This window comes from Kitasatospora sp. NPDC057015 (assembly GCF_042673745.1).
Classification (GTDB): domain Bacteria; phylum Actinomycetota; class Actinomycetes; order Streptomycetales; family Streptomycetaceae; genus Kitasatospora.
Map to the genome: position 1 here is coordinate 255383 of NZ_JBHUSG010000006.1, position 22526 is coordinate 277908.

The following is a 22526-nucleotide window of genomic DNA, read 5'->3' on the forward strand; positions in this document are numbered from 1 at the left end:
ACTGCCGGCCGGTGTGCCGGCGGCCCCTTCCCGCACCTGCCGGGAAGGGGCCGCCGTCATGCCGGTCGGCGGTCCGGTCTCAGGCCTTCGTGAGGTCGTTGACGCACCGCAGGGTGAGCGGGTGCTGCCAGCGCGGGTCGTCGGCCGGGGCCGTGGTGCGGACCCGGAAGACGTGCTCCTCACCGGGCAGCAGGGTGATCATCTGCTCGTCCACCCGCGCGTCGTCGTCGAGCCGGTCGGCCTGGAGCACCAGGTCGCGCAGCAGCGTGTGCGCCCGCACCCGGACGAGCACGCCGCCGTCCGGCGCCGGCTCGGCGGTCACGGTGGACCGGGCGGGGGGCAGCTCCGCGGCGATGTCCTCCTCCGTCAGCATCCGGTCCAGGACGACGCCGTCGCCGCGGACGGTCACCAGCAGGGCCGGGCGCGGCCCGCTGTCGGGGTGCCCGGCCGGCAGCGGGACCGGCAGCGCGGTGGTCGCGCCCGGCGCCAGCAGCACCGGGTGCTCCGCGCCGGCCAGCAGCTCGCCCGCCACCGAGTGCACCTCGACGGTGAGGCCGGTGCGCCAGGTGTCGACGTCGTTGTTGGTGAGCCGCACGTACGGCCGGCTGCCGGTGGCCTGCGAGACGGCGGCGTGCCGGGGGCGGTAGGCGGCGCGCAGCGCGTACCATATCAGCTTGCGGTGGCCGTCGCCGTCGACGGCCGCCCAGGAGGCCACCGGCCAACAGTCGTTGAGCTGCCACAGCACGGTGCCGGAGCAGCGCGGCCACTGCCCGCGCAGGTGGTCGATGCCGAACCGGACGGCCCGCGCCTGGTTCAGCTGGGCGAGGTAGATCCAGTCGGCGATCTCCAGTTCCGGGTCGTCCCGGCGGCGGTCGGGCAGGTGCGGGACGACGCCTCGTTCGAGCTTCTCCGTACCGGACTTGGCCTTCTGGTGCGCGTCGGCGACCGGCCCGAAGGGCACCGGGGGCCCGTCGTTGATCGCCCGCCGGACGGTCGGCCAGCAGGCCGGGCCCTGGAAGCCGAACTCCGCGACGAAGCGCGGCTGGTACTCCGCGTAGGCCGTCCAGTCGCGCTCGTTCCAGACGTCCCAGATGTGGATCGGGCCGTGCAGCGGGTCGTTGGGGTGCCGGTCCACGGTGCCGGAGTACGGGCTGCCCGGCCAGTACGGGCGGGTGGGGTCGAGCTCGGCGAGGATCGCGGGGAGCAGCTCGGTGTAGTAGCCCAGGCCCCAGGCGCGGTCGCCGAGGATCTCGGGCCAGCCCCAGTCCCGGTGGCCCCAGAGGTTCTCGTTGTTGCCGTTCCAGAGGATCAGGCTGGGGTGCGGCGCGAGCCGGGTGATGTTGTCGCGGGCCTCGGCGAGGATCTCGCCGCGCAGCGGTTCGTCCTCGCTGTAGGTGGCGCAGGCGAACGGGAAGTCCTGCCAGACCAGCAGGCCGCGCTCGTCGCAGAGGTCGTAGAAGGCGTCGGCCTCGTAGATGCCGCCGCCCCACACCCGCATCAGGTTGACGTTGGCCTCGACGGCGTGGTCGAGGGCCGCCGCGTAGTCCTCGCGGGTCAGTCGTGCGACGAAGCAGTCGTCCGGGATCCAGTTGACGCCGCGCACGGGTGTCCGGACGCCGTTGACGACGAACTCGAACGGGGTGCCCGCCCGGTCCGGGTCGGTGTGCAGGGTCGTGGTGCGGAAGCCGATCCGGCGCCGCCACCGGTCCACGGGCGGCGCGGCCGCCTCCGCCGGGTCACCGTCCGCCACCGGCCGCAGCTCGATCTCCAGGTCGTAGAGCGGCTGTTCGCCCATGCCGATCGGCCACCAGAGCCGGGCGTCGGGGACGTGCACGGTGACGGTGGCGGTGTCCTCGTCCGGCCCGACCGCGGTGGCGGCGGTGCGGCCCGCGACGGTGGCGGTGACGAGCTGCGCCTGCGGGCGGACGCCCGGCGCGCGGCGCAGTTCGACGCGCGCGGTGACGGTGGCGGGGCCGTCCTGGCCGGTCCGCTCGACGGTGACGGCCGGCAGCACGCTCGCCAACCGGGCGCCGCTCCAGCTCAGCAGTTCGACCGGCTTCCAGATGCCGGCGGTGACCAGGGTCGGGCCCCAGTCCCAGCCGAAGTTCGACGCCATCTTGCGGACGTAGTTGAAGGGCTCGTCGTAGGTGGAGGGCATCTCGCCCGACTCGGCGCGGCGCGCGTCGGTGTAGTCGTACACCGAGCCGATGTGCACGGACAGTTCGTTGCCGGTCGGGGTGACGAGGTCGGTGACGTCGAAGGCGTACGTGCGGTGCATGTTCGCGGTGCGGCCCACCGGGCGGCCGTTGACGCGGATCTCCGCGACGGTGTCCAGACCGTGGAAGAGCAGCTCGCGCCGGAGGTCGCCGTCGCCGGCCTCCGGCAGGTCGAAGGTGGTGGTCCAGGTCCACTCGGAGCGGCCGATCCAGTGCTGGTCGGCCTCGTTCAGCCCGACGTACGGGTCGGCGAGGAGGCCGGCGGCCATCAGGTCGGTGTGCACGCATCCGGGGACGGTGGCCGCGACCGTCCGTCCGTGCAGGTCGGCGGGGGCGTCGGGGTGGGGGTCGGCGAGCCGGAGCCGCCAACCGGTGTCGAGGACGGTCCTGAGCGTCATGGGCTGCTCCCGGGGTGTGGTGTTCGTCGGAGGGGTGAGCGGGGAGGGCGCCGCGGGTGCGCGGTGACCGCTCACCGGGTCACCCGGGCCGCGAACGCGACGTGCTCGGCGAGCTGGTGGTCGCCACCGCCCTCGTGGGCGCTGTACTCCCACACCCGGATGGCCTTGTCGGCGCCACCGGCGTGCTCGCCCCAGCGGTGGAAGGCCGCGAAGACGGTGGACGGCGGGCAGACCGGGTCCATCAGGCCCACGGAGAACCGCACGGGGGCGCTCGCGCGGGCCGCGTGGTTGGCGCCGTCCAGGTAGGACAGGGTGTCGAACACCTGCTCCACGGCCTCGCGTCGGGCCTGCAGGTAGTCGGTGATCTCGCGGTAGGGGTGGGCGTCGGTGATCTGCGTGGCCCGTCGGAAGTGGCACAGGAACGGGACGTCGATGCAGGCACCGGCGAGGTCCGGGCGCAGTCCGGCGACGGCGAGCGCGATGCCGCCGCCCTGGCTGCCGCCCTTGACCACCACCCGGGCGGCGTCCACCTCGGGCAGGTCGGCGACGGTGTCGACCGCGCGGACGGCGTCGGTGAACAGCCGCCGGTAGTAGTGGTCCCGGGGATCGCCGATGCCCCGGGTCATGACGCCGCCCACCTGCGGCGCGATGTCCCCGTCCGGGGTGTCGGCGGATCCGTACGAGGTGGACTGCCCCCGGCTGTCCATCAGCAGGTGCGCGTAGCCGAGCGACGACCAGAGGGTCGACTGCAGCGCGCTGCCCCGCGCGCAGCCGTAGCCGAGGTACTCCACGACCGCGGGCAGCGGGCGCGGCACGCCGCGCGGCAGCCAGAGCCAGGCGCGGACGGGCTGCCCGTCGAACCCGGAGAAGGTCACGTCGTAGGTGTCGACGTGGATCAGGCCGGTCTCGACCGGCCGCAGCACGGGCGGGGTGGCGGCCCGGCGGGCGGTGGCGAGCGTCTGCGCCCAGAACGCGTCGAAGTCCGCCGGTTCGGCGCCGTCGAAGCGGTACGCGGACAGGTCGGCCGGCGATAGGTCGGTGAACACGGAAACCCCAAGGGTGGTAGCCGGGGAGGTCGGATGCGGCCGGTCGGCGCCGGGGCCCCCGGGAGCCGCCGGCGGCCCGGCCGGGGTGCGCCCCGCGCCCGGTGGTCCTCCGTGCCGCGGTGGTTCTCCGTGCCGGTGGTCCTCCGTGCCGGGGGCGCTCCCGACCGACGGTAGTCCGCCGGGGGCGGCCCGGGACACCGCCGGCGCGGGACTGCGCACGGTCGTCCATGTTCCCGCCCACCGGGCGGGCAGGACGGCCCGGGAGGCCGGTGATCTGCGCCGACGCGCGGGGGCACGGCCGTCCGTACGTCCGGTCACGTTCCGCCATGGCGCGGCCGGCGGGCCCTCCCCTACGCTCCAGGCTCGGCGACGACGCCCTCGGCCGTGCACCGGCCGCGCCTCGGACTCCCCGCCCACGGCCCGACCTTCGGCCGCCGGGCACCCGCGGCGCCGTCGCCCCCCTGTCCGCACCTCTGCCGCTCCGTGCCCGGTTCCGGTGCCGGCCGCCGAGGTGCCCAGTCCGACCACCGGCCCGCCGGTACCAGGCACGCGGAGGCACTCGCATGTTCGAACGGATCCTCATCAGACCGCGACCCGGCGGCCCGCCGCCGACCTCACCGGGCGCCCGCCGGCCGCGCCGCGCCGCCGCGGCCGCGCTGACGGCGGGTCTGCTGCTCGCGGTCACGGCACCCGCCCTGCCCGCGCAGCAGCCGGCCTTCGCGGCCACCGCCCGGCCGGCCGGCGACAGCTGCGCCGGTACCGACCCCGGGGCCGCGCCGGCCACCACCGCGCGGGACTCGGCCGCCTACCGGTGGAACCCCCTGAAGATCGGCGGCGGCGGATTCGTCACCGGCCTGGTGGTGCACCCCCGCACTCCCGGCGTGGTGTACGGACGCGAGGACGTCGGCGGCCTCGTCCGCTGGGAGGAGAGCACCCGCAGCTGGACCCAGCTGCTGCGCGCCGACCGGGTGCCCGCGCCGCGGGCCGCGGACTACGGCGTGGAGAGCGTCGCGGTCGCGGCCGGCAACGACCGGGTGGTCTACGCGGCCGTCGGCGACGGCGGCCCCGAGGGGCGCGTCCTCGCCAGCCGCGACCGCGGCGAGCACTGGAGCGACGGCGGGCAGCGCTGGCTCGTCGAGGGCAACAACGCCTACCGCACCGGCCCCGAACGGCTCGCGGTCGACCCGGCCGACGACCGGGTGGTCTACTTCGGCACCCGTACCCAGGGGTTGTACGTCAGCCTCGACGGCGCCCGGCACTGGACGCAGGTGGCGCCGGGCAGGGTGCCGGCCGGTGACACCGCCAACCGCGTCGGCGTGGTCTCGGTGCTCTTCGACCCGGCCTCCGGTCGGCTGCACGGGCGCACCCGGGGCGTCTGGGCGACGGTCGCCGGTGCGGGCGTCTACCACTCCACCGACGCGGGCCGCAGCTGGCAGCAGGTCTTCACGGACACCGCCCGCACCCCCACCGACGCGAAGATCGCCGACGACGGCACGCTCTACGTGGCGTACGGGCCGGGCGGCGGAGCGGGCACCTCGATCCGCCGGTTCACGGCCGCGGAGCCGGCCGGCAGCGACCTCACCACCCCGCCGCAGCAGGGCGGCTCCTACTTCCTCGGCGTGGACACCGCGAACTCGGCGCGGCTGCTCGCGGCGGACGACGCGGTGCGGCCGGGCCACCTGTTCCGCTCCCTCGACGGCGGCCGGACCTGGCAGGTGGTCGAGTTCACCCTCGACTACCCGGACGCCGCCTGGCCGAAGTCCACGACGGAGGGCGGCTGGCTCTCCACCGGCACCCTCGTCCTCGACCCGACCCACCCCGGGCGGGTCTGGTTCCCCCAGGGCATCGGGGTGTGGCGCGGCGACGACGCGTTCACCGGCGGCGCCCCGCTGCACTGGGACTTCGTCAGCTCGGGCATCGAGGAGATGGTCACCTACGACCTGATCGCCCCGCCCGGCGGCGCGCCGATCAGTGCCGTCGCCGACCGCAACGGGTTCCGCCACACCGACCCGGACGGCTACCCGGCCGCACCGATCCTGACGGACCAGTTCTCCGCCGGCACCAGCCTGGCCTACGCGGGCCTGCGGCCGGGGTACGTCGCCGCCGTCTCCAGCGACACCCGCGCCCAGTACGCGCCGCTCGACGCCGGCTGGACCAGCGAGCCGGCCTCCGGGTACTCCACCGACGGCGGCGTCACCTGGACGAGGTTCGCCGGCGGCAAGTCCGACATCACCCGTCGCTACGGCGGCAACATCGCCGTCTCCGCGGACGCCTCGTCGATCGTCTGGATGCCCACCATCCCGGCGAACCACGCCGCCGACCCCGCCAACGCCGGCCGTACCGGGGACGACGTCAAGTCGTTCAACGTGCCGTACGTCAGCCGCGACAACGGCCAGACCTGGACGGCGGCCACCGGCGTCGACCCCGGCCCGGGCATCCACGACATGATCTGGTGGGGCGCCAAGCGGGCCCTGGACGCCGACCTGGCCGCGCCCGGCACGTTCTACCTCTACACCACCCGCGGCGACGGCGAGTTCCTCCGCTCCACCGACGGCGGCGCGACCTGGGCCCGGGCCGCCGGGACGCCCCCGAACAGCCGCGGCACCGACGCGCACGTCTTCGGCCAGATCCACGCCGTGCCCGGCCACGCCGGACACGTCTGGGCGAGCACGGCGCAGGGCGGACTCTGGTTCACCGAGGACGGCGGCGGCTCGTGGTCGAAGGCGGCCGCGGTGCAGGAGGCCCGTGCGTTCGGGTTCGGCAAGGGCGTCGACGGCGGCTACCCGACCGTGTTCGCCCACGCCAGGATCCACGACGCCTGGGGCGTGTGGCGCTCGACCGACCGGGGCGCCACCTGGACCCTCGTCTCCCGCAACCCGGCGTGCTACTACACCGGCGTCAACGTGGTCACCGGCGACATGAACGTGCCCGGCCGCGTCTACGTCGGCTTCACCGGCAACGGCTTCGTCTACGGCGACACCGGCCGCCGGGCGCGCTGACCCACCGGGGGCGCCCCCGTCCCACCGCGGCCGTGTCCGGCACGGTCGTCCATGCACCGACGCCCCTCGTTCATGGACGACCGGCCGGGCCGGCGGCGAAGCTGGGCCGCAGCGGTGCCGCCGGAGTGATCATCCACCCCGGCCGTGGCGACGACCTGCGCGCCCTGCACGGGACCGGCCTCCCGGTCGGCGGCGTGGGCCCTGCCCTCGCCGCCGACCGGCGGATGCTCGCCGACCACGCCCGGTGGGCGGCCGCGGGCGCCGCACTCACCGACTGTTCGGGCCTCGGACGGGACGCCCTGGCCACCGACCGCAGCCACCACCCGCATCACCGACCGCATCCGCATCACCGACCGCATCACCGACCGAGGACATCCGTTGCCCTACACCCCCGCACCCACCCGCTACGACGCCATGCCCTACCACCGGGCGGGCCGCAGCGGTCTGAAGCTGCCGGCCGTCTCCCTCGGCCTGTGGCACAACTTCGGTGCCGACACGCCCTTCGACCTCCAGCGCGCCGTGGTGCGGCGCGCCTTCGACCTCGGCGTCACGCACTTCGACCTCGCCGACAACTACGGCCCGCAGCCCGGCGCCGCCGAGGAGAACCTCGGCCGGATCCTCGCCCGGGACCTGCGGCGCCACCGGGACGAGATCCTGGTCTCCACCAAGTCCGGCTTCGACATGTGGGCCGGGCCGTACGGCGAGTGGGGCTCGCGCAAGCACCTGCTCGCCGGCCTCGACCAGAGCCTGCGCCGCACCGGCCTGGAGTACGTCGACGTCTTCTACTCCCACCGCCCCGACCCGGACACTCCCGTCGAGGAGACCATGGGCGCGCTGGCCACCGCCGTCCGGCAGGGCAAGGCGCTCTACGTCGGCGTCTCCAACTACTCGCCCGAGCAGACCAGGGCCGCCGCCCGGGCCCTGGCCGGGGAGGGCGTGCCGCTGCTGCTCCACCAGCCCGCGTACTCGATCTTCAACCGGTGGGTCGAGGACGGCCTGCTGGACACCCTCGACGAGCTGGGCGTCGGCTCGGTCGCGTTCTCCCCGCTCGCCCAGGGCCTGTTGACGAACCGCTACCTCACCGGGATACCCGCGAACTCGCGGGCGGCGGGCCCGAGCCCGTTCCTGTCCGCGGCCAACGTCAAGGACGAGACCCGGGCCAGGATCGGCGCCCTCGACGCGATCGCCCGCGAGCGCGGCCAGAGCCTCGCCCAGATGGCGATCGCCTGGGTGCTGCGCGGCGCCCGGGTCACCTCCGCCCTGGTCGGTGCCAGCAGCGTCGCCCAGCTGGAGGACAACGTCGCCGCCGTCCGCAACCTGCACTTCACCGACGACGAACTCGCCGCGATCGCCGAGCAGGCCGACCCGCCCGCGCAGTGAGCCGGAGCGCGCGCGGGCACCCGGCGATCCGTCACGTCACAGGTCAGCGGGGGCCGATCGGTCACGATCCGCCATGCTGCCGCACCGCCGGGGCCCCTACGCTCGGAGTGTCGATCAGCAAGGAGAGCACGATGACCGCGGTCCACCACGACTCGGCCGCCCGCCTGTGGATGCTCAGCACCCCCGGCAGCTCCTACGTCGTCCGTCTGGACGACGAGGGCCGGCTGCGCCATCTGCACTGGGGCGCCCGGCTCACCCCCGAGCAGGCCGCCGCCCTGCCCCACCTCCTGGACGTCGCCACCAACTTCGACGGCGAGCTCGCCGAGGAGTACCCGGGCGAGGGCGGCGCCCGCTTCGGCGTCCCGGCGCTGCGGCTGCGGTACGCCGACGGCACCCGCACCACGCAGTGGGACCACACCGGGCACACCGTCGACGGCGGGCTGCTGACCCTGGCCTTCCGGGAGCGGCTCAGCCCGCTGGAGCTGCGTCTGCACTACCGTGTGCACGACGACTGCGAGGCCGTCGAACGCTGGGCCGAGCTGCACCACGGCGGCGGCGCCGACGACACCGTCCGGGTGCAGCAGCTGGCCGCCGCCCGCTGGACGCTGCCGCTGCTGCCCGACTACCGCATCAGCCACCTGACCGGCGGGTGGAGCGCGGAGAACCAGCTCGCCCGGGCTCCGCTGGCCCGCGCCGAGACCGTCCTGACCAGCCGCCGCGGCATCACCGGCCACCAGGCCAACCCGTGGGTGGCGCTGGACGCGGGCGACGCCGGCGAGGAGCACGGCGAGGTGTGGGGCAGCGCCCTCGCCTGGAGCGGAAGCTGGCGGATCACCGTCGAGCGCACCGTCCACGGCCTGGTGGCGGCCACGCACGGCGCCGGCCACGAGGGCCCCGAGGTGCTGCTCCGCGGTGGCGGGTCCTGGCGCACCCCGGTGTCCGTGGGCCTGTACTCGGCCGGCGGGTTCGGCGGTGCCTCCCGCGCCTGGCACGCCTACGTCCGCGCGCACGTCCTGCCCCGGCCGGACGAACTGCGGCCGGTGCTGTACAACTCCTGGGAGGCGACCGGCTTCGACGTCGACGAGCAGGGCCAGCGCGACCTGGCGCGCCGGGCCGCGGCGCTCGGCGTCGAGCTGTTCGTCATGGACGACGGCTGGTTCGGGGCCCGCAAGGACGACTCCGCCGGCCTCGGCGACTGGACCCCCGCCCCGGACCGGTTCCCCGACGGGCTCGCCCCGCTCGCCGCCGAGGTCCGCCGGCTCGGCATGCGCTTCGGCCTCTGGGTGGAGCCGGAGATGGTCAACCCCGACAGCGACCTGTACCGGGCGCACCCCGACTGGGTGCTGAACGAGACCGGCCGCCCCCGCACCGAGCTGCGCAACCAGCTGGTGCTGGACTTCGCCCGCCCCGAGGTCGCCGCCTGGGCGCACGACCGGCTGGACCGGCTGGTGCGCGACCACGGCGTCGACCACCTCAAGTGGGACATGAACCGGGTCCTCACCGAGGCCGGCCGGCCCGGCGACCCGGACGCCGACCGGCTCTGGCACGACCACGTACGCGCCGTGTACACCGTCATGGACGAGCTGCGCGCCGACCATCCCGGGCTGCGCATCGAGGCCTGCTCCGGCGGCGGGGGCCGGACCGACCTGGGCATCCTGGCCCGCACGGACCAGGTGTGGACGTCCGACAACACCGACGCCCTCGACCGGATCGCCATCCAGCACGGCTACGGCCAGACCTACCCGCCCGGCACGATGGGCGCCTGGGTCACCGACAGCCCCAACCCGCTGACCGGCCGCGCGCTGCCGCTGGAGTTCCGCTTCCACCTGGCGATGACCGGCGCGCTGGGCATCGGCGGCGACCTCACCGAATGGAGCGAGGACGAACTCGCCCGCGCCGCCGGGTTGGTGGAGCGCTACAAGCGGATCCGCCCGGTCGTCCAGCGCGGCCGGCTGTACCGCCTGGCGGACGCCGTCCAGTACGTCCACGAGGACGAGGTCGTGGTCGTGGCCTGGCGGCTCGCCCGGCGGCACGGCGCCCCCGTCGTGCCGCTGCGCCTGGCCGGCCTCGAGCCGCGGGGCCGCTACCGGGACCTGGACACCGGCGAGGTGCACCACGGCGCCGTGCTGACCTCCCGCGGGCTGACCACCGGCCTGACCCGGGACCACACCAGTCTCCTGCTGCACCTGCGCCGCGACAGCTGACCGCGGCCCCCTTCCACCGGTGCGGGCCGGCAGCGGCCCGCACCGGTGATCCGGGCTGCCCGCGCACGGCCGGCCCCTGCCCGGCGGCGCCCGCCGCCCCCACCCGACCAGTACGGAGGACCCCCATGTCCGATCGGCCCCGCGTGGGCATCGTCGGCACCGGCTTCATGGGCGGTGTGCACAGCCGGGCGGTCACCGCCGTGGGCGCGACCGTCACCGCGATCCTCGGGTCGACCCCGGAGCGGTCCGCCGAGGCCGCCGCACGCCTGCCGGGCGCACGGCCCGCCGCCGACCTCGCCGACCTGCTGGACGACGTCGACGTCGTGCACCTGTGCACACCCAACCACCTGCACGCCCGGGACGCCGAACAGGCCCTCGCCGCGGGCGTCCCCGTGGTCTGCGAGAAACCGCTCGCGACCACACTCGCCGACGCCGAGCGGCTGACCGCCGCCGCCGGGGCCGCCGCACTGGTGACCGCGGTGCCGTTCGTCTACCGCTACCACCCGCTCGTCCGGGAGGCACGGGCCCGGATCGCCGCCGACCCGGACGCCGGGCTGTGGCTGCTGCACGGCTCGTACCTCCAGGACTGGCTGGGCGACCAGGCCGCGGGCAACTGGCGCGTCGACCCGGCACTCGGCGGCGGCACCCGGGCGTTCGGCGACATCGGGGTGCACTGGTGCGACCTGATGGAGTACGTCACCGGCCACCGGATCACCCGCGTCCTGGCCCGCTTCGGCCGCGCGTTCGAGGAACGCGGCCCGCAGGGCGCACGCGGCGCCGTCCGCACCGAGGACGGCGCGGTCGTCTCGTTCGAGACCGACCGCGGCGCCATCGGCTCCCTGGTGGTCAGCCAGGCCAGCGCCGGCCGCAGGAACCGGCTCTGGTTCTCCTTCGACGGCCCCTCGACCTCCTACTCCTTCGACCAGGAGGGCCCGGAACAGCTCTGGATCGGGGGCCGCACCGCGAACACCACCGTCCTGCGCGACCCCGCCCTGCCCAGCGCGCACGCCGAGCGCTTCGACCCCCTGCCGGCGGGCCACCCGCAGGGCTACCGCACCTGCTTCGAGGACTTCGCCGTCGACGTCCACGCCGCCCTCGCGGGCCGACCCGCGCACGGCCTGCCCACCTTCGCGGACGGCCTGCGCGCCGCCCGCATCAGCGCCGCCGTCACCGCGTCCGCGGCGAACGGCACCTTCACGGAGGTCCCCACATGAAACTCGGCTTCCTCACCGCCTGCCTGCCCGACGTTCCCCTGCCGGAACTCGTCGCCTGGGCCGCCGACCACGGCTTCCAGGCCCTGGAGGTGGCCGCCTGGCCCGCCGGCGGCGACCGGCCGTTCACCGCCTCCCACCTCGCGGCGGAGTCCCTCGACCGGGCCGGCGCCGACCGCCTCGCGGAGCTCTTCGCCGGCCACGGCATCACCCTCTCCTCGCTCGCCTACTACGACAACCCGCTGCACCCCGACCCGGACGAACGCGCCCGCGTCCACCGGCACCTGCGCCGCTGCATCGACGCCGCCGCCCTCATCGGCGCGCCCACCGTCGGCACCTTCGTCGGGCGCCACCCCGGGCGCACCGTCGCGGAGAACCTCGCCGACGCCGAGCGGATCTTCCCCGAACTGACCTCCTACGCCGGCGAGCGCGGCGTGCGGATCGTCATCGAGAACTGCGTCATGGAGGGCTGGCACCCCGACGGGTACCCCGGGAACCTCGCCTACTCCCCGGAGCTGTGGGAGTGGATGTTCTCCCTCGGCCTGTACCTCAACTACGACCCCTCCCACCTGGTCTGGATGGGCATCGACCCGGTCGAGGCCCTGCGGCCCTACGTCGACCGGGTCGCGCACGCCCAGGCGAAGGACATCGAGCTCGACCCCGCGGCCCGCACCCGCTACGGCTGGCCGGGCCGGGCCGTCGGCCGTACCGACCCCTGGGACACCGGCTGGTGGCGCTACCGGGTGCCGGGCCGCGGCCAGGTCGACTGGAACCGCGTCGTCGACACCCTCTACGCGGGCGGCTTCGACGGTGTGCTCTCCGTCGAGCACGAGGACCCCCTGTGGTCGGGCGACCGCGCCCGCACGGAGGCCGGCCTGGAGATCGCCCGCCGCACCCTGGCCCCGCTCGTCATCCGCTGACCCGCGCCACGCCCCGTCGGTGCCCCACCCCACCGCCGACCACGCCCCACCGGTGCCCCCGGCCCGTCGCGCCGGGAACCCACCGCCCACCATCCCCCCGCCGGCGGAGCGCCTGCTGCGTCACGTGCACGCACCGCGCCCGTGACCGGCCCTCTCATCGAGGAGCGCACCACCGTGGACCTCACCAACGTCCAGCACAGCCCCATGGGGGCGCACGCCTCCTTCACGCTCGGCCACGCCGGCCCGCACGGCGGCCTCGGCCTCGGCCTCGCCGGCCCGGCGGGTCAGAGCGTGTACGTCGCCGTGGAGGACGCCCCCGGCGCCGGCACCTACAGCGCGCTGCCCTTCTTCACCGCCGACGACCAGGACGACCCGCTCGCCCGGTTCCAGGGCGGCGAGGAGGCACGGCCCCCCGTCACCACCGGCCCGCTCACCGCCCTGCCGGCCGACCGCGTCCGGCGCACCCTCGACGCGGTCACCGACCGCTGGACGGCCGGAACGCTCGACTTCGCGGTCCACTCCCCGCTCGGCGCACTGCCCGAGCCGCCCGGCGCCGGCGACCCGGACGCCGGCGACCGGGACGCCGACCCGGCGCTGCGCCTCGCCGTCCTGCCCGCCGTGCTCGCCGAGTTCACCGTCGACAACACCGCCGGCACCGGCCCGCTGCGCGCCTTCGTCGGCTACGCCGGCTCGGACCCGTACTCCGGCATGCGGCACCTGGCGGCGCCCGCCCTCACCGGCGTCGCCGAGGGCATCCGCACGGCGATCGTCACCGACGCACCCGGCGCCCGCACCGCCATCGGCTTCGACATCCCCTTCCTGCTCGGCGACGGCCGCGGCCAGGGCGCCGGATTCGGCCTGGGCCAGACCGGCCTGCTGGTCTTCGAGGTACCGGCCGGCGAACGCCGCACCCACCAGCTCGCGTTCTGCTTCCACACCGCCGAGCAGGTCACCGCCCCCGAACGCTGCCGCTACCTGTACAACCGCTACTACCCCGACCTCGACTCCGTCGCCGCGACCGCCCTCGGCAGCTTCGACACCCTGCTGACCGGCTGGCGCCGGGCCGTCGACGACCTCGACGCCACGCGGCTCAGTGCGGACCGCGCCTACATGCTGGCCCTGGCGATCCGCAGCTACTACGGCAGCACCGAGCTGCTGGAGGACGCCGGGGGCCGGCCCGTCTGGATCGTCAACGAGGGCGAGTTCCGGATGATGAACACCCTCGACCTCACCGTCGACCACTCCTTCTTCGAGGCCCGGCAGCACCCCTGGACGCTGCGCAACGTGCTGGAGCAGCAGTTGGCCCGCTACAGCTACCGCGACCGGTTCGGGATCAGCTTCACCCACGACATGGGCGTGGCCAACGTCTGGTCGCCGCACGGGCACTCCTCCTACGAGCGGCCCGGTCTCAGCGACTGCTTCTCCTACATGACGGGCGAACAGCTCCTCAACTGGGTGATCGCCGCCGCCGTCTACACCGGAACCGGCGACACGGCATGGTGCGCGGCGCGGATCGACACCCTGCGCGACTGCCTGGACAGCATGCTCGCCCGCGACCCCGGCGCCGCCGGGGTCCAGACCGAGGACTCCGACCTGGTCGCGGGCGGCGCCGAGATCACCACCTACGACAGTCTCGACACCTCCCTCGGCCAGGCCAGGTCCAGCACCTACATGGCCGTCAAGGGCTGGGCGGCCTACCGCTGGCTGGAGCGCACCCTGCACCTGCTCGGCGACACCGCCGGCGCCGAGGAGGCCGGGTTCCGGGCCGGACGCGCCGTCAAGACGCTGACGGCGTCGGTCGGCGCGGACGGCACCCTGCCCGCCCTGCTGGACGACCCGGACGGCGCCCGGATCATCCCCGTCGTCGAGGGGCTGGCCCTGGCTCACCTCACCGGCACCGACGTGCACGCCGAGCCGCAGCTGACCGGCCTGCTGCGCGAACACCTGCGCACCGTCCTCGACTCGGGCCGCTGCCGCTTCCCCGACGGCGGCTGGAAGCTCTCCGAGACCAGCGACAACTCGTGGCTGTCGAAGATCTACCTCTGCCAGTTCGTCGCCCGCGCCCTGCTGGGCCTGCCCGACGACGCGCAGATGGCCGCGGCCGACCGCGCGCACGTCGGGTGGCTGCGCCACCCCACCGAGTCGCGCTGGTCCTGGAGCGACCAGATGATCGCCGGTGTGGCCGCCGGGAGCCGCTACTACCCGCGCGGCGTCACGGCCGTCACCTGGCTCCTGGAGCGCTGAGGGCCGACCGGCCGGCAGCACACCATCGTCCATGCAGCAGTGCCCATTCGTCATGGGAGGCCGGGCCCGCCGTCGCCATCCTGGTGGTGGAACGGACGGGCCCGGCGGCCGCCCGGCGCACCCCGTCAGGGAGGGCGGCCGCCGCCCCGGGAAGTCCGCCCGTCCCACCCCCCACCCCACCCCCACGGACCAACGGAGCCACCGTGAACCTCCTCCACCGAGCCGCCCGACTCCGCGGCGGACTCACCGCCGCCGCCCTGGCCGGCGTCCTGCTCGCCGGCCTGGCCACCTCCCCCGCCCAGGCGGCCACGCAGCAGAACTGCAACGTCGAGGGCGCCATCATGTACGGCAAGTACTACGCCCACAACAGCCAGTGGGGTAACACCTACAACGGCTGGGGCGTCGGCAGCCAGTGCGTGTCGCACTCGGACTCCGAACTCGGCAACAACTGGTACTCCAGCTTCAACTGGTCGAACAACACCAACATCTCCGACGACGAGTGGCACATCAAGGCGTGGCCGTCCGTCGTCAGCGGCTGGCAGTGGGGTTACGCCAACCCCGACCACGGCGGCTTCCCGGTGCGCATCGGCGACGGGCACCAGGTCGTCACCAACTGGGACTTCGAGGTCAACGCCGGCAACTGGAAGGGCGACTCGATCTACGACCTGTGGGTCGACCCCTCGCAGAACCCCGGCGGCCAGCCGCAGAACGAGGTGATGATCTTCCTCAACTACAGCGACGGCGCCATCCCGAGCTCCGCGGACAAGGTCAGCACCGTCTGGATCGGCGGCGCGAGCTGGGACGTCTACCGCAGCTGGGGCTCCTGGCAGGTCATCAGCTACGTACGCACCAGCCAGACCTGGAACGTGTCCAACCTGAACCTGGGCGAGTTCACGGCCCACTCCCAGAACTCCGGCTGGCTCGACCCCAACCTCTACCTGGTCAGCGTCCAGGCCGGCCACGAGATCTGGCGCGGCTCGGGCACCACGCACACCTGGAACTACAGCGTGGACGTGTACTGACCCGTCCTGAACGGCCCGCGGCCGCCGTCCGCCCCTCGGGGCGGGCGGCGGCCGTCGTCGTTCCCGGATCAGATGCCCGTGAGCCGGAGCAGCGCGCGGACGGCGGGGCCGTCGCACCTCGACGTGGCGGCGCCCGGGTCCTGCCGGAACACCTGGGGCGCGAGGCCGTGGGTGGCGCGGAAGCGCCGGGAGAAGTGCAGCGGGTCGGCGAACCCGCAGGCGCGCGCCACCTGGGAGACGTTCAGGTCGCCGACGGCGAGCAGGCGTTCGGCACGGGCCAGTCTGACCTGCTCCAGCGCCGTGATGGCGCCGACGCCGAAGTGCGCCTGGAACATCCGCGCGAAGTGGCCGCGCGAGACGGACGCGGCACCGGCCAGCTCCACCAGGGTGAGCGGCCGCGGCCCCTCCCGCCAGGCCTCGCGGACGTACCGCAGGGCCGCCGCGAGCTCGGGCCTGGCCCGCTCGGGGTCGGCCCGGTCGGCGTCGGCCCGGTCGGCGTCGTCGGCGGCGGCGCGCACGGCGATCAGCGCGGCGCGCGGCGGCAGGGCGGCCGGCACGCGCGGCGCCGGGGAGCCCGGATCCCCGGCGGCCGGGCCGTCCTGGGTGCCGCCCTCCAGCAGCAGCGACAGGACCATCCACAGCGACTGCGCGGCCATCTCCCGCCAGCGCGAGGTGCGGGCGGTGCCCAGCCACAGCAGGTACTCCAGCAGCACCGGCGAGGGATCGGGGGACCGGGGCAGCCGGACCCACGGCTGCGACTGCTCCGGCGGGCTGCCGGGCCAGCAGAACTCGACCTCCCCCAGCGTGCTGGCGGCAGCGGCGGCCTCGATCCAGTCGACCCGGTGGGGCGGCACCAGGGCCACGGCGCCGGGCACCAGCAGCGGCCGTCCGGGCCGGCCGTCGTCGTGCGGGTCGCCGCCGGCTCCGGGTACGGGTGACGGGCCCAGCGACCAGACCAGCCGCCAGACCCGTTCGCCCGGGGCGCGGAGCACGCCGTCGGTCCGGCCCGCGGTGGCGGCCGCTCCCGCGCGATCGTGGCCCGGGTACCCGCCGGGGGGCTGGTCGTCGTACCGGAGCGGGCGGCCGTGCAGGGCCCGGGCGGGGCGCAGCGGCCGGCCGACGGCGGGGGCGGGGGCGGGGGCGGCGCGACCGCGCGCCTGCCGGATCCCCGGACCGGACCGGAGGATCGGAAGGGCTACGGCCTGGGCGCCGACGGAGCGGACGGGTACGGCGGCAGCAGGGGCCATGGACACGCGATACCTCCTGAAGGCCCGGTCACGGGCTGCGCGGCTGCGTTCGAGGACGGTCGGCCGGGCTCCGGACGGGCGGCGTGCGGCACTCGTCGGTTCGGCCGAATCGGCATGCCCGGGCGGGCCGGGTGCGGTGGCGGGCCCGCCAGGGAGAGAAAAGTTTCGGTAATGTTGCCGTCCGAAGTGTAGAAGCGCCGTTTGTGACGGTCAACATCCGTGCGACGCTCTCCGGCAACCCGCACCGACGGCGACCGCCGGAGCACCGGCCCGTGCTCGCTACCCTGGCTCCCACCCGACTGGGCCGCCCGGACGGGCCGCGCCCGCAGGGGACGGGCACACCCCGGCGCGCCCACAGGGAGAGGAACCGCGACATGGCAGACGACACGACGGGTACCGGCAGGACCGGCCGGATCACGCTGGCCTCGGTGGCGGCGGACGCGGGGGTCTCCGTGGCCACCGTCTCCAAGGTCCTCAACGGCCGCGGTGACATCTCCGCCCAGACCAGGAGCAAGGTGCAGAGCCTGCTGGTCCGGCACGGCTACCAGCTGCCGGCGGCCCGGCGCCGGGTCGGCATCGTCGACATGCTGATCGACAACATGGCGAGCTCGTGGTCCGCGGAGCTGACCCGCGGCGCCGTCGAGGCCGCCGCCGAGCAGGAGGTGAGCGTCGCGATCACCACGCGCCAGCTGCGCGGGAACCCCGAGTCCGGCTGGATCGACCAGGTGCTCCGGCGCGGCACGGACGGGCTGATCGTCGTCCTGGACTCCCTGACGCCGGCCGAGCGCGAACTGCTCGACGCGGGCATCCCGTGCGTCCTGCTCGACCCGGTGGGCGAGCCCCAGCCGGGGTTCCACATGGTCGGCGCGACGAACTGGCAGGGCGGGCTGGACGCCGCGCTGCACCTGGTCGAGCTGGGCCACCGCTCGATCGCCTGCCTGGGCGGCCCGCCGGAGCACTGGTGCGCCCGGGCGCGCCTCGACGGGTACTACGCGGCGCTGGCCCGCAACGGCATCCCCACCAGGCCGGAACTGGTGCGCACCGGGCCGTTCCAGGAGGAGTCGGGCCACCGCCTGATGGCCGAGCTGCTGGAGCTGCCCGAGCCGCCCACGGCGGTGTTCGCCTGCGACGACGTGCTGGCCATGGGCGCCATCAAGGCGGCGGCGGAGCACGGCCTGGAGGTGCCCGGCGACCTGAGCGTGGTCGGCTTCGACGACGTGCCGTTCACGCGCTGGACGGCGCCGCCCCTGACGACGGTCCGCCAGCCGCTGGCCGCGATGGCGGGCACCGCGGTGCGGATCCTGCTGCAGCAGCGCGACCGGGCCGTGACGGAACCGCAACGGATGGAGATGGCGACCACGCTGGTCGTCCGGGGCAGCACCGCGCCCCCGGCCCGCTGAGCGCCCCTCCCCCGCCGGCCCCGGGCCCCGGTCCCGGCAGGGCCGCGACATGGACGATCGTCGCCGCCCTGCCGCGATCGTCCAGGGTGCGCCGCCCACATCCCCGTGGAATTTCGGAAACACGCCGAAAACTCTGTGTGATCCCTTGACAGGCAGGGGCGCCGGGGCGGAGCCTCACTCCGGTCGGGATCACAGCCCTGACCGGCGGACTCACCTCCGGAACCCGCTCCCGGGCCCGGGGCCGCCGCACCCCACCCACCGCAGAACTATTTTCGGCCCCACGCCGAAACCGGGACGACGCCGCAGGACGCGGCACCGGCCCGGTCCCGGACGCCCGGGAACGCCGGTCCTGCGCACCTCACGCCGTCCCCGGAGACCGTCCGGGCCGCGGCCGGCAGGGAAGGAAGACGATGTCCATAGACCCGGTCGCCGCCCGGCGAGCCACCAGCAGCCGCACCCCGAGGGTCCGCCCCGGGACCTCACTCGGCTCCCGGATGTGGCGCGCACGGCTGATGTACCTGATGATGCTGCCCGGCCTGCTGTACTTCGTGGTCTTCCGCTACCTCCCGCTGCTGGGCAACGCCGCCGCCTTCCAGGACTACTCGCCCTTCCTCGGCTTCTCCGGGAGCCAGTGGGTCGGGTTCCACAACTTCGCCGTGATGTTCGACGACCCCCAGCTGGTCACCGCGGCCAAGAACACCGTCGTCCTGAGCTTCCTCCAGATCGCCTTGGCGTTCCCGGCGCCGATCGCCCTGGCGATCCTGCTGAACAGCATCATGAGCGACCGGATCAAGCGCTGGGTGCAGGCCGTGGTCTACCTGCCGCACTTCGTCAGCTGGGTGATCGTCATCGCGATCTGGCAGCAGCTGCTCGGCGGTGACGGCCTGTTCACCAACCTCTTCTCCGACCACGGGACGCAGTCGGTCGCGATCATGAGCGACCCGCACTGGTTCAAGTCCCTGATCACCGCCCAGGTGATCTGGAAGGACACCGGCTGGAACACCATCATCTTCCTGGCCGCGATCACCCGGATCGACTCCCAGCTCTACGAGTCGGCGGCGGTCGACGGGGCCGGACCGTGGCGGCGGATGTGGCACATCACCCTGCCCGGCATGCGGGCCGTGCTCGTGCTGATGCTGATCCTGCGCCTGGGCAACGTCCTGACCGTCGGGTTCGAGCAGATCCTGCTCCAGCAGAGGACCGTCGGCGCGGACACCGCCCAGGTCCTGGACACCTTCGTCTACACCCGGGGCGTGGTCGGCGGTGACTGGGGGCTCGCCACCGCCGCCGGCCTGCTCAAGGGGGCCATCTGCACCGCCCTCGTCGTCGCGGCCAACAAGTTCGTCAAGCGCACCGGTTCGGAAGGGGCCTTCTGATGGCCGACACCACCACCCGGCCCCGGCCGGCGGTCACCGCCCCACCGACCGGCGAGACCACCCGCCGACCCCGCCCCGGCCGCCGCGGCCGCGCCGAACGCCCGGCCTGGTCCGAACGGCCCTCGGCCGCCGCCACCATCGGCAAGGGACTCGTCCTCACCGCGATCTGCCTCGCCGTGCTCTACCCGATGGTCTACATCCTGGCCGTCAGCCTCAGCGACCAGAACGACCTGGCGGGCGGCGGTCTGCTGCTGTGGCCCAAGCACTGGTCACTGGAGTCGTACCGGACGATCCTCGCGGGCGGCCTGGTCACCCGGGCGTTGGTCGTCAGCATCCTGGTCACCGTCGTCGGCACCATCGTGTCGATGGTGCTGACCGTGCTCACGGCCTACTCCCTCACCCGCACCCGCGACGTGCCCGGGGCCCGCTTCGTGCTGTGGCTCATCCTCGGCACCATGCTCTTCAGCGCCGGCATCATCCCCAACTTCCTGCTGGTGCGCGCGACCGGCATGCTGGACAGCTACTGGTCGCTGATCATCCCGGGCGCCGTGAACGCCTTCAACCTCGTCGTCGTCCGCAACGTCTTCATGGACCTGCCCGCCGAGCTCTTCGACTCGGCGCGGATCGACGGCGCCAACGAGTGGCAGATCCTCTGGCGGATCGTCCTGCCGCTGTCCAAGGCAGTCCTCGCCGTCGTCTCGCTCTTCTACGCGGTGGCGCTGTGGAGCGACTTCTTCAGCGCCATGATCTACCTCAACGACACGGCGAAGTGGCCGATCCAGCTGGTGCTGCGCCAGTTCGTCCTGGAGGGCCAGTCGATGACCCAGCTGGCTCCCAACCCGAACCAGCCGCTGCCGCAGCCGCAGACCCTGCAGATGGCGGTCACCGTCGTCGCCACCCTGCCCATCCTGATCGTCTACCCCTTCGTGCAGCGCTTCTTCACCAAGGGAGTCCTGGTCGGCGCGGTGAAGGGCTGAGCCCACCCCCGACCGACCGCGGCACCGGAGCACCGACCGGGCCGCCCCGCACCACGCATCTCCCCCCGCACCACCCATGACGCCGCGCACCCGACGGCGCGGTCCGGCACGCCCGGCCGCCTCGGGACGCGCACCCACCCCTCACGGACCAAGAAGGGCCCACCCCCATGAGACCGTCGTTCCCCTCGGCCGCCACCACCCGCCGCACCGTGCTGACCGGCATGCTCGGCGCCGGCGCCGGCCTGGCCCTCGCCGCCTGCGGCAGCGGCGGTGGCGGCAGCAGCAGCCACACCCCCGGCGGCGCGTTCCGGACGCCGGCCGCCGGCCCCGCCACCAACCCGCTGCCGGGTGAGCACCGCGACCCGGTCCTCGGCGTTCCCGCCGCGTACGACCGCTACCCCTCGGTCTCCGAGCAGTTCGACTCCGTGGCCAAGGCCCCGGGCCGCGGCGGCACCATGACGGCGCTGATGCAGCTCGCCACCACCCCGCCGCCCGGACGCGACGCCAACCGCTGGTGGCAGGAGCTGGAGAAGCGGCTCAACCTCACCTGGAAGCCCACCCTCGTCGGCGGCTCCGACATCGGCGACCGCGCCCAGACCATCATCGCCGGCGGCGACATGCCCGACCTCTTCAACGTCAACCACTACTTCTCCCCGGCCATCGACCGCAGCGTCAAGCAGGGCGCCTTCACCGAACTCTCCGACTACGTCGGCGGATCGGCGATCCTGGAGTACCCGAACCTGGCCCGGCTGCCCGCCTGGGCCTGGCGCAACAGCTCGATCGACGGGGCCATCTACGGCGTGCCCCGCCCCACCCCGCTCGTCAACAACGTCGCCTTCTACCGCGAGGACTGGCGCAAGGCGCTCGGCCTCGACATGCCGAAGAACGCCGACGAGGTGTTCGCGCTGCTCACCGCGTTCACCAAGTCCTCCCCCGCCGGTGCCGGCGTCAAGACCTGGGGCCTGTCCGACCTCAACAGCGGCTTCTTCGCCTCCATGCACCGCGTGCCCTCCACCTGGCGGGTCGAGAAGAGCGGCAGCCTGGTGAAGGACCACGAGACCGACGAGTGGGAGGCGATGCTCACCTACATGCGCAAGCTCTGGGTCGGCGGCGCCTTCCACCCCGACGCCCCCACCATGCCGTGGGACCAGCAGCGGCAGCTCTTCCTGAACGGCTCGATCGGCATGCACGCCGAGGGCTTCAACGGCATGGTCTCCGTCGGCGGCGACCTCGGCGTGATCCAGCGCAACAGCCCCGGCGCCGACCTCCAGCCGATGCTTCCCCCGGGCTTCGACGGCGGCAAGCCGCTCATCACCCAGGACACCGGCTACTGGGGCTACTACAGCATCCCGGCGAAGCTGCGCGGCGACAAGGACAAGGTCCGCGAGATCCTGCGGGTGTGCGACTACTTCGCCGCGCCGTTCGGCAGCAGCGAGTACACCTTCACCAACTACGGCGTGGCGGACTACCACTTCACCTACGCCCAGGACGGCTCCCCGGTGCCCACCACCAACGCGGCCCGGCTCTCCGAGCTCAGCATGGCCTACATGTGCCAGCCCTCCGAGCTGAACTTCTTCTTCGCCGGCCAGCCCGCCCAGGTCGCCATGAACGCGCAGTCCTTCCTGCACAACGCGATGCCGGTCAGCGAGCCCAACCCGGTGGTCAACCTCTACTCCGAGACCTCCATCACCAAGGCCCCGGTGCTGAAGCAGATCATCGACGACGTGATGGTCGCCGTCGTCACCGGCCGCAAGCCCATGGGCGCCCTCGCGGAGGCCCGGCAGGCCTGGAAGAGCCAGGGCGGCGACCAGGTCCGCGCCGAGTACGAGAAGGCCATGGCCAAGAAGGACTGACCCGCCGCCCCGCCCGCACCACCTCCCAGGAGC

At 74.2% G+C, this 22526-nt stretch carries 14 protein-coding genes; 11 read left to right on the forward strand and 3 right to left on the reverse strand.

All coding sequences use genetic code 11. The features are described 5' to 3' along the window. Positions 1 to 79: 79 nt before the first annotated feature. Both ACFTWP_RS08780 and ACFTWP_RS08785 read right to left on the reverse strand, forming a co-directional pair. The gene (locus ACFTWP_RS08780; RefSeq protein ID WP_380263535.1) at positions 80 to 2614 is read right to left on the reverse strand and encodes a glycoside hydrolase family 2 protein; all 2535 of its coding nucleotides are present in this window, start codon (positions 2612 to 2614) and stop codon (positions 80 to 82) included. Between the two features lie 71 nt (positions 2615 to 2685). After that, positions 2686 to 3660, reverse strand: coding sequence for an acetylxylan esterase (locus ACFTWP_RS08785; RefSeq protein WP_380263536.1), 975 nt, complete (start codon positions 3658 to 3660; stop codon positions 2686 to 2688). 563 nt (positions 3661 to 4223) lie between these two features. On the opposite strand from ACFTWP_RS08785, the gene ACFTWP_RS08790 reads away from it, so the two are divergent. The 7 genes from ACFTWP_RS08790 to ACFTWP_RS08820 all read left to right on the forward strand — a co-directional run bounded on the left by ACFTWP_RS08790 (position 4224) and on the right by ACFTWP_RS08820 (position 15640). Beyond that, entirely contained in the window at positions 4224 to 6659 is a 2436-nt protein-coding gene (locus tag ACFTWP_RS08790) for a WD40/YVTN/BNR-like repeat-containing protein (RefSeq protein WP_380263537.1), read from the forward strand. A gap of 414 nt (positions 6660 to 7073) precedes the next feature. Then, a complete protein-coding gene (locus ACFTWP_RS08795; protein WP_380263566.1) occupies positions 7074 to 8039 on the forward strand; it encodes an aldo/keto reductase in 966 nt (321 codons plus the stop codon). A gap of 131 nt (positions 8040 to 8170) precedes the next feature. Further along, a complete protein-coding gene (locus ACFTWP_RS08800; RefSeq protein ID WP_380263538.1) occupies positions 8171 to 10243 on the forward strand; it encodes an alpha-galactosidase in 2073 nt (690 codons plus the stop codon). A 125-nt stretch (positions 10244 to 10368) separates the two neighbouring features. Continuing rightward, positions 10369 to 11457, forward strand: a complete 1089-nt coding sequence (locus ACFTWP_RS08805; protein WP_380263539.1) for a Gfo/Idh/MocA family protein — start codon at positions 10369 to 10371, stop codon at positions 11455 to 11457. After that, complete coding sequence (locus ACFTWP_RS08810) at positions 11454 to 12374, forward strand: sugar phosphate isomerase/epimerase family protein (protein WP_380263540.1); 921 nt, start codon at positions 11454 to 11456, stop codon at positions 12372 to 12374. Before ACFTWP_RS08805 ends, ACFTWP_RS08810 begins: the two co-directional genes overlap by 4 nt. Positions 12375 to 12515: 141 nt before the next feature. Further along, complete coding sequence (locus tag ACFTWP_RS08815) at positions 12516 to 14618, forward strand: glycoside hydrolase family 52 protein (RefSeq protein ID WP_380263541.1); 2103 nt, start codon at positions 12516 to 12518, stop codon at positions 14616 to 14618. Between the two features lie 203 nt (positions 14619 to 14821). Beyond that, positions 14822 to 15640 (forward strand): hypothetical protein, encoded by an 819-nt coding sequence (locus ACFTWP_RS08820; protein ID WP_380263542.1) that lies wholly within the window; start codon positions 14822 to 14824, stop codon positions 15638 to 15640. Positions 15641 to 15708: 68 nt separating this feature from the next. Here the strand turns inward: ACFTWP_RS08820 and ACFTWP_RS08825 are convergent, their stop codons facing one another. Then, positions 15709 to 16887 carry a helix-turn-helix transcriptional regulator gene (locus ACFTWP_RS08825; RefSeq protein ID WP_380263567.1) on the reverse strand — a complete coding sequence of 393 codons (1179 nt, stop codon included), beginning with the start codon at positions 16885 to 16887 and terminating at the stop codon, positions 15709 to 15711. Positions 16888 to 17261: 374 nt separating this feature from the next. On the opposite strand from ACFTWP_RS08825, the gene ACFTWP_RS08830 reads away from it, so the two are divergent. The 4 genes from ACFTWP_RS08830 to ACFTWP_RS08845 all read left to right on the forward strand — a co-directional run bounded on the left by ACFTWP_RS08830 (position 17262) and on the right by ACFTWP_RS08845 (position 22493). After that, positions 17262 to 18287, forward strand: a complete 1026-nt coding sequence (locus tag ACFTWP_RS08830; RefSeq protein ID WP_380263543.1) for a LacI family DNA-binding transcriptional regulator — start codon at positions 17262 to 17264, stop codon at positions 18285 to 18287. Positions 18288 to 18697: 410 nt separating this feature from the next. Then, positions 18698 to 19663, forward strand: coding sequence for an ABC transporter permease (locus tag ACFTWP_RS08835; RefSeq protein WP_380263544.1), 966 nt, complete (start codon positions 18698 to 18700; stop codon positions 19661 to 19663). Continuing rightward, a complete protein-coding gene (locus ACFTWP_RS08840) occupies positions 19663 to 20640 on the forward strand; it encodes a carbohydrate ABC transporter permease (RefSeq protein ID WP_380263545.1) in 978 nt (325 codons plus the stop codon). Before ACFTWP_RS08835 ends, ACFTWP_RS08840 begins: the two co-directional genes overlap by 1 nt. A 167-nt stretch (positions 20641 to 20807) precedes the next feature. Beyond that, positions 20808 to 22493, forward strand: coding sequence for an extracellular solute-binding protein (locus ACFTWP_RS08845; protein ID WP_380263546.1), 1686 nt, complete (start codon positions 20808 to 20810; stop codon positions 22491 to 22493). The last annotated feature ends 33 nt before the right edge of the window (positions 22494 to 22526 follow it).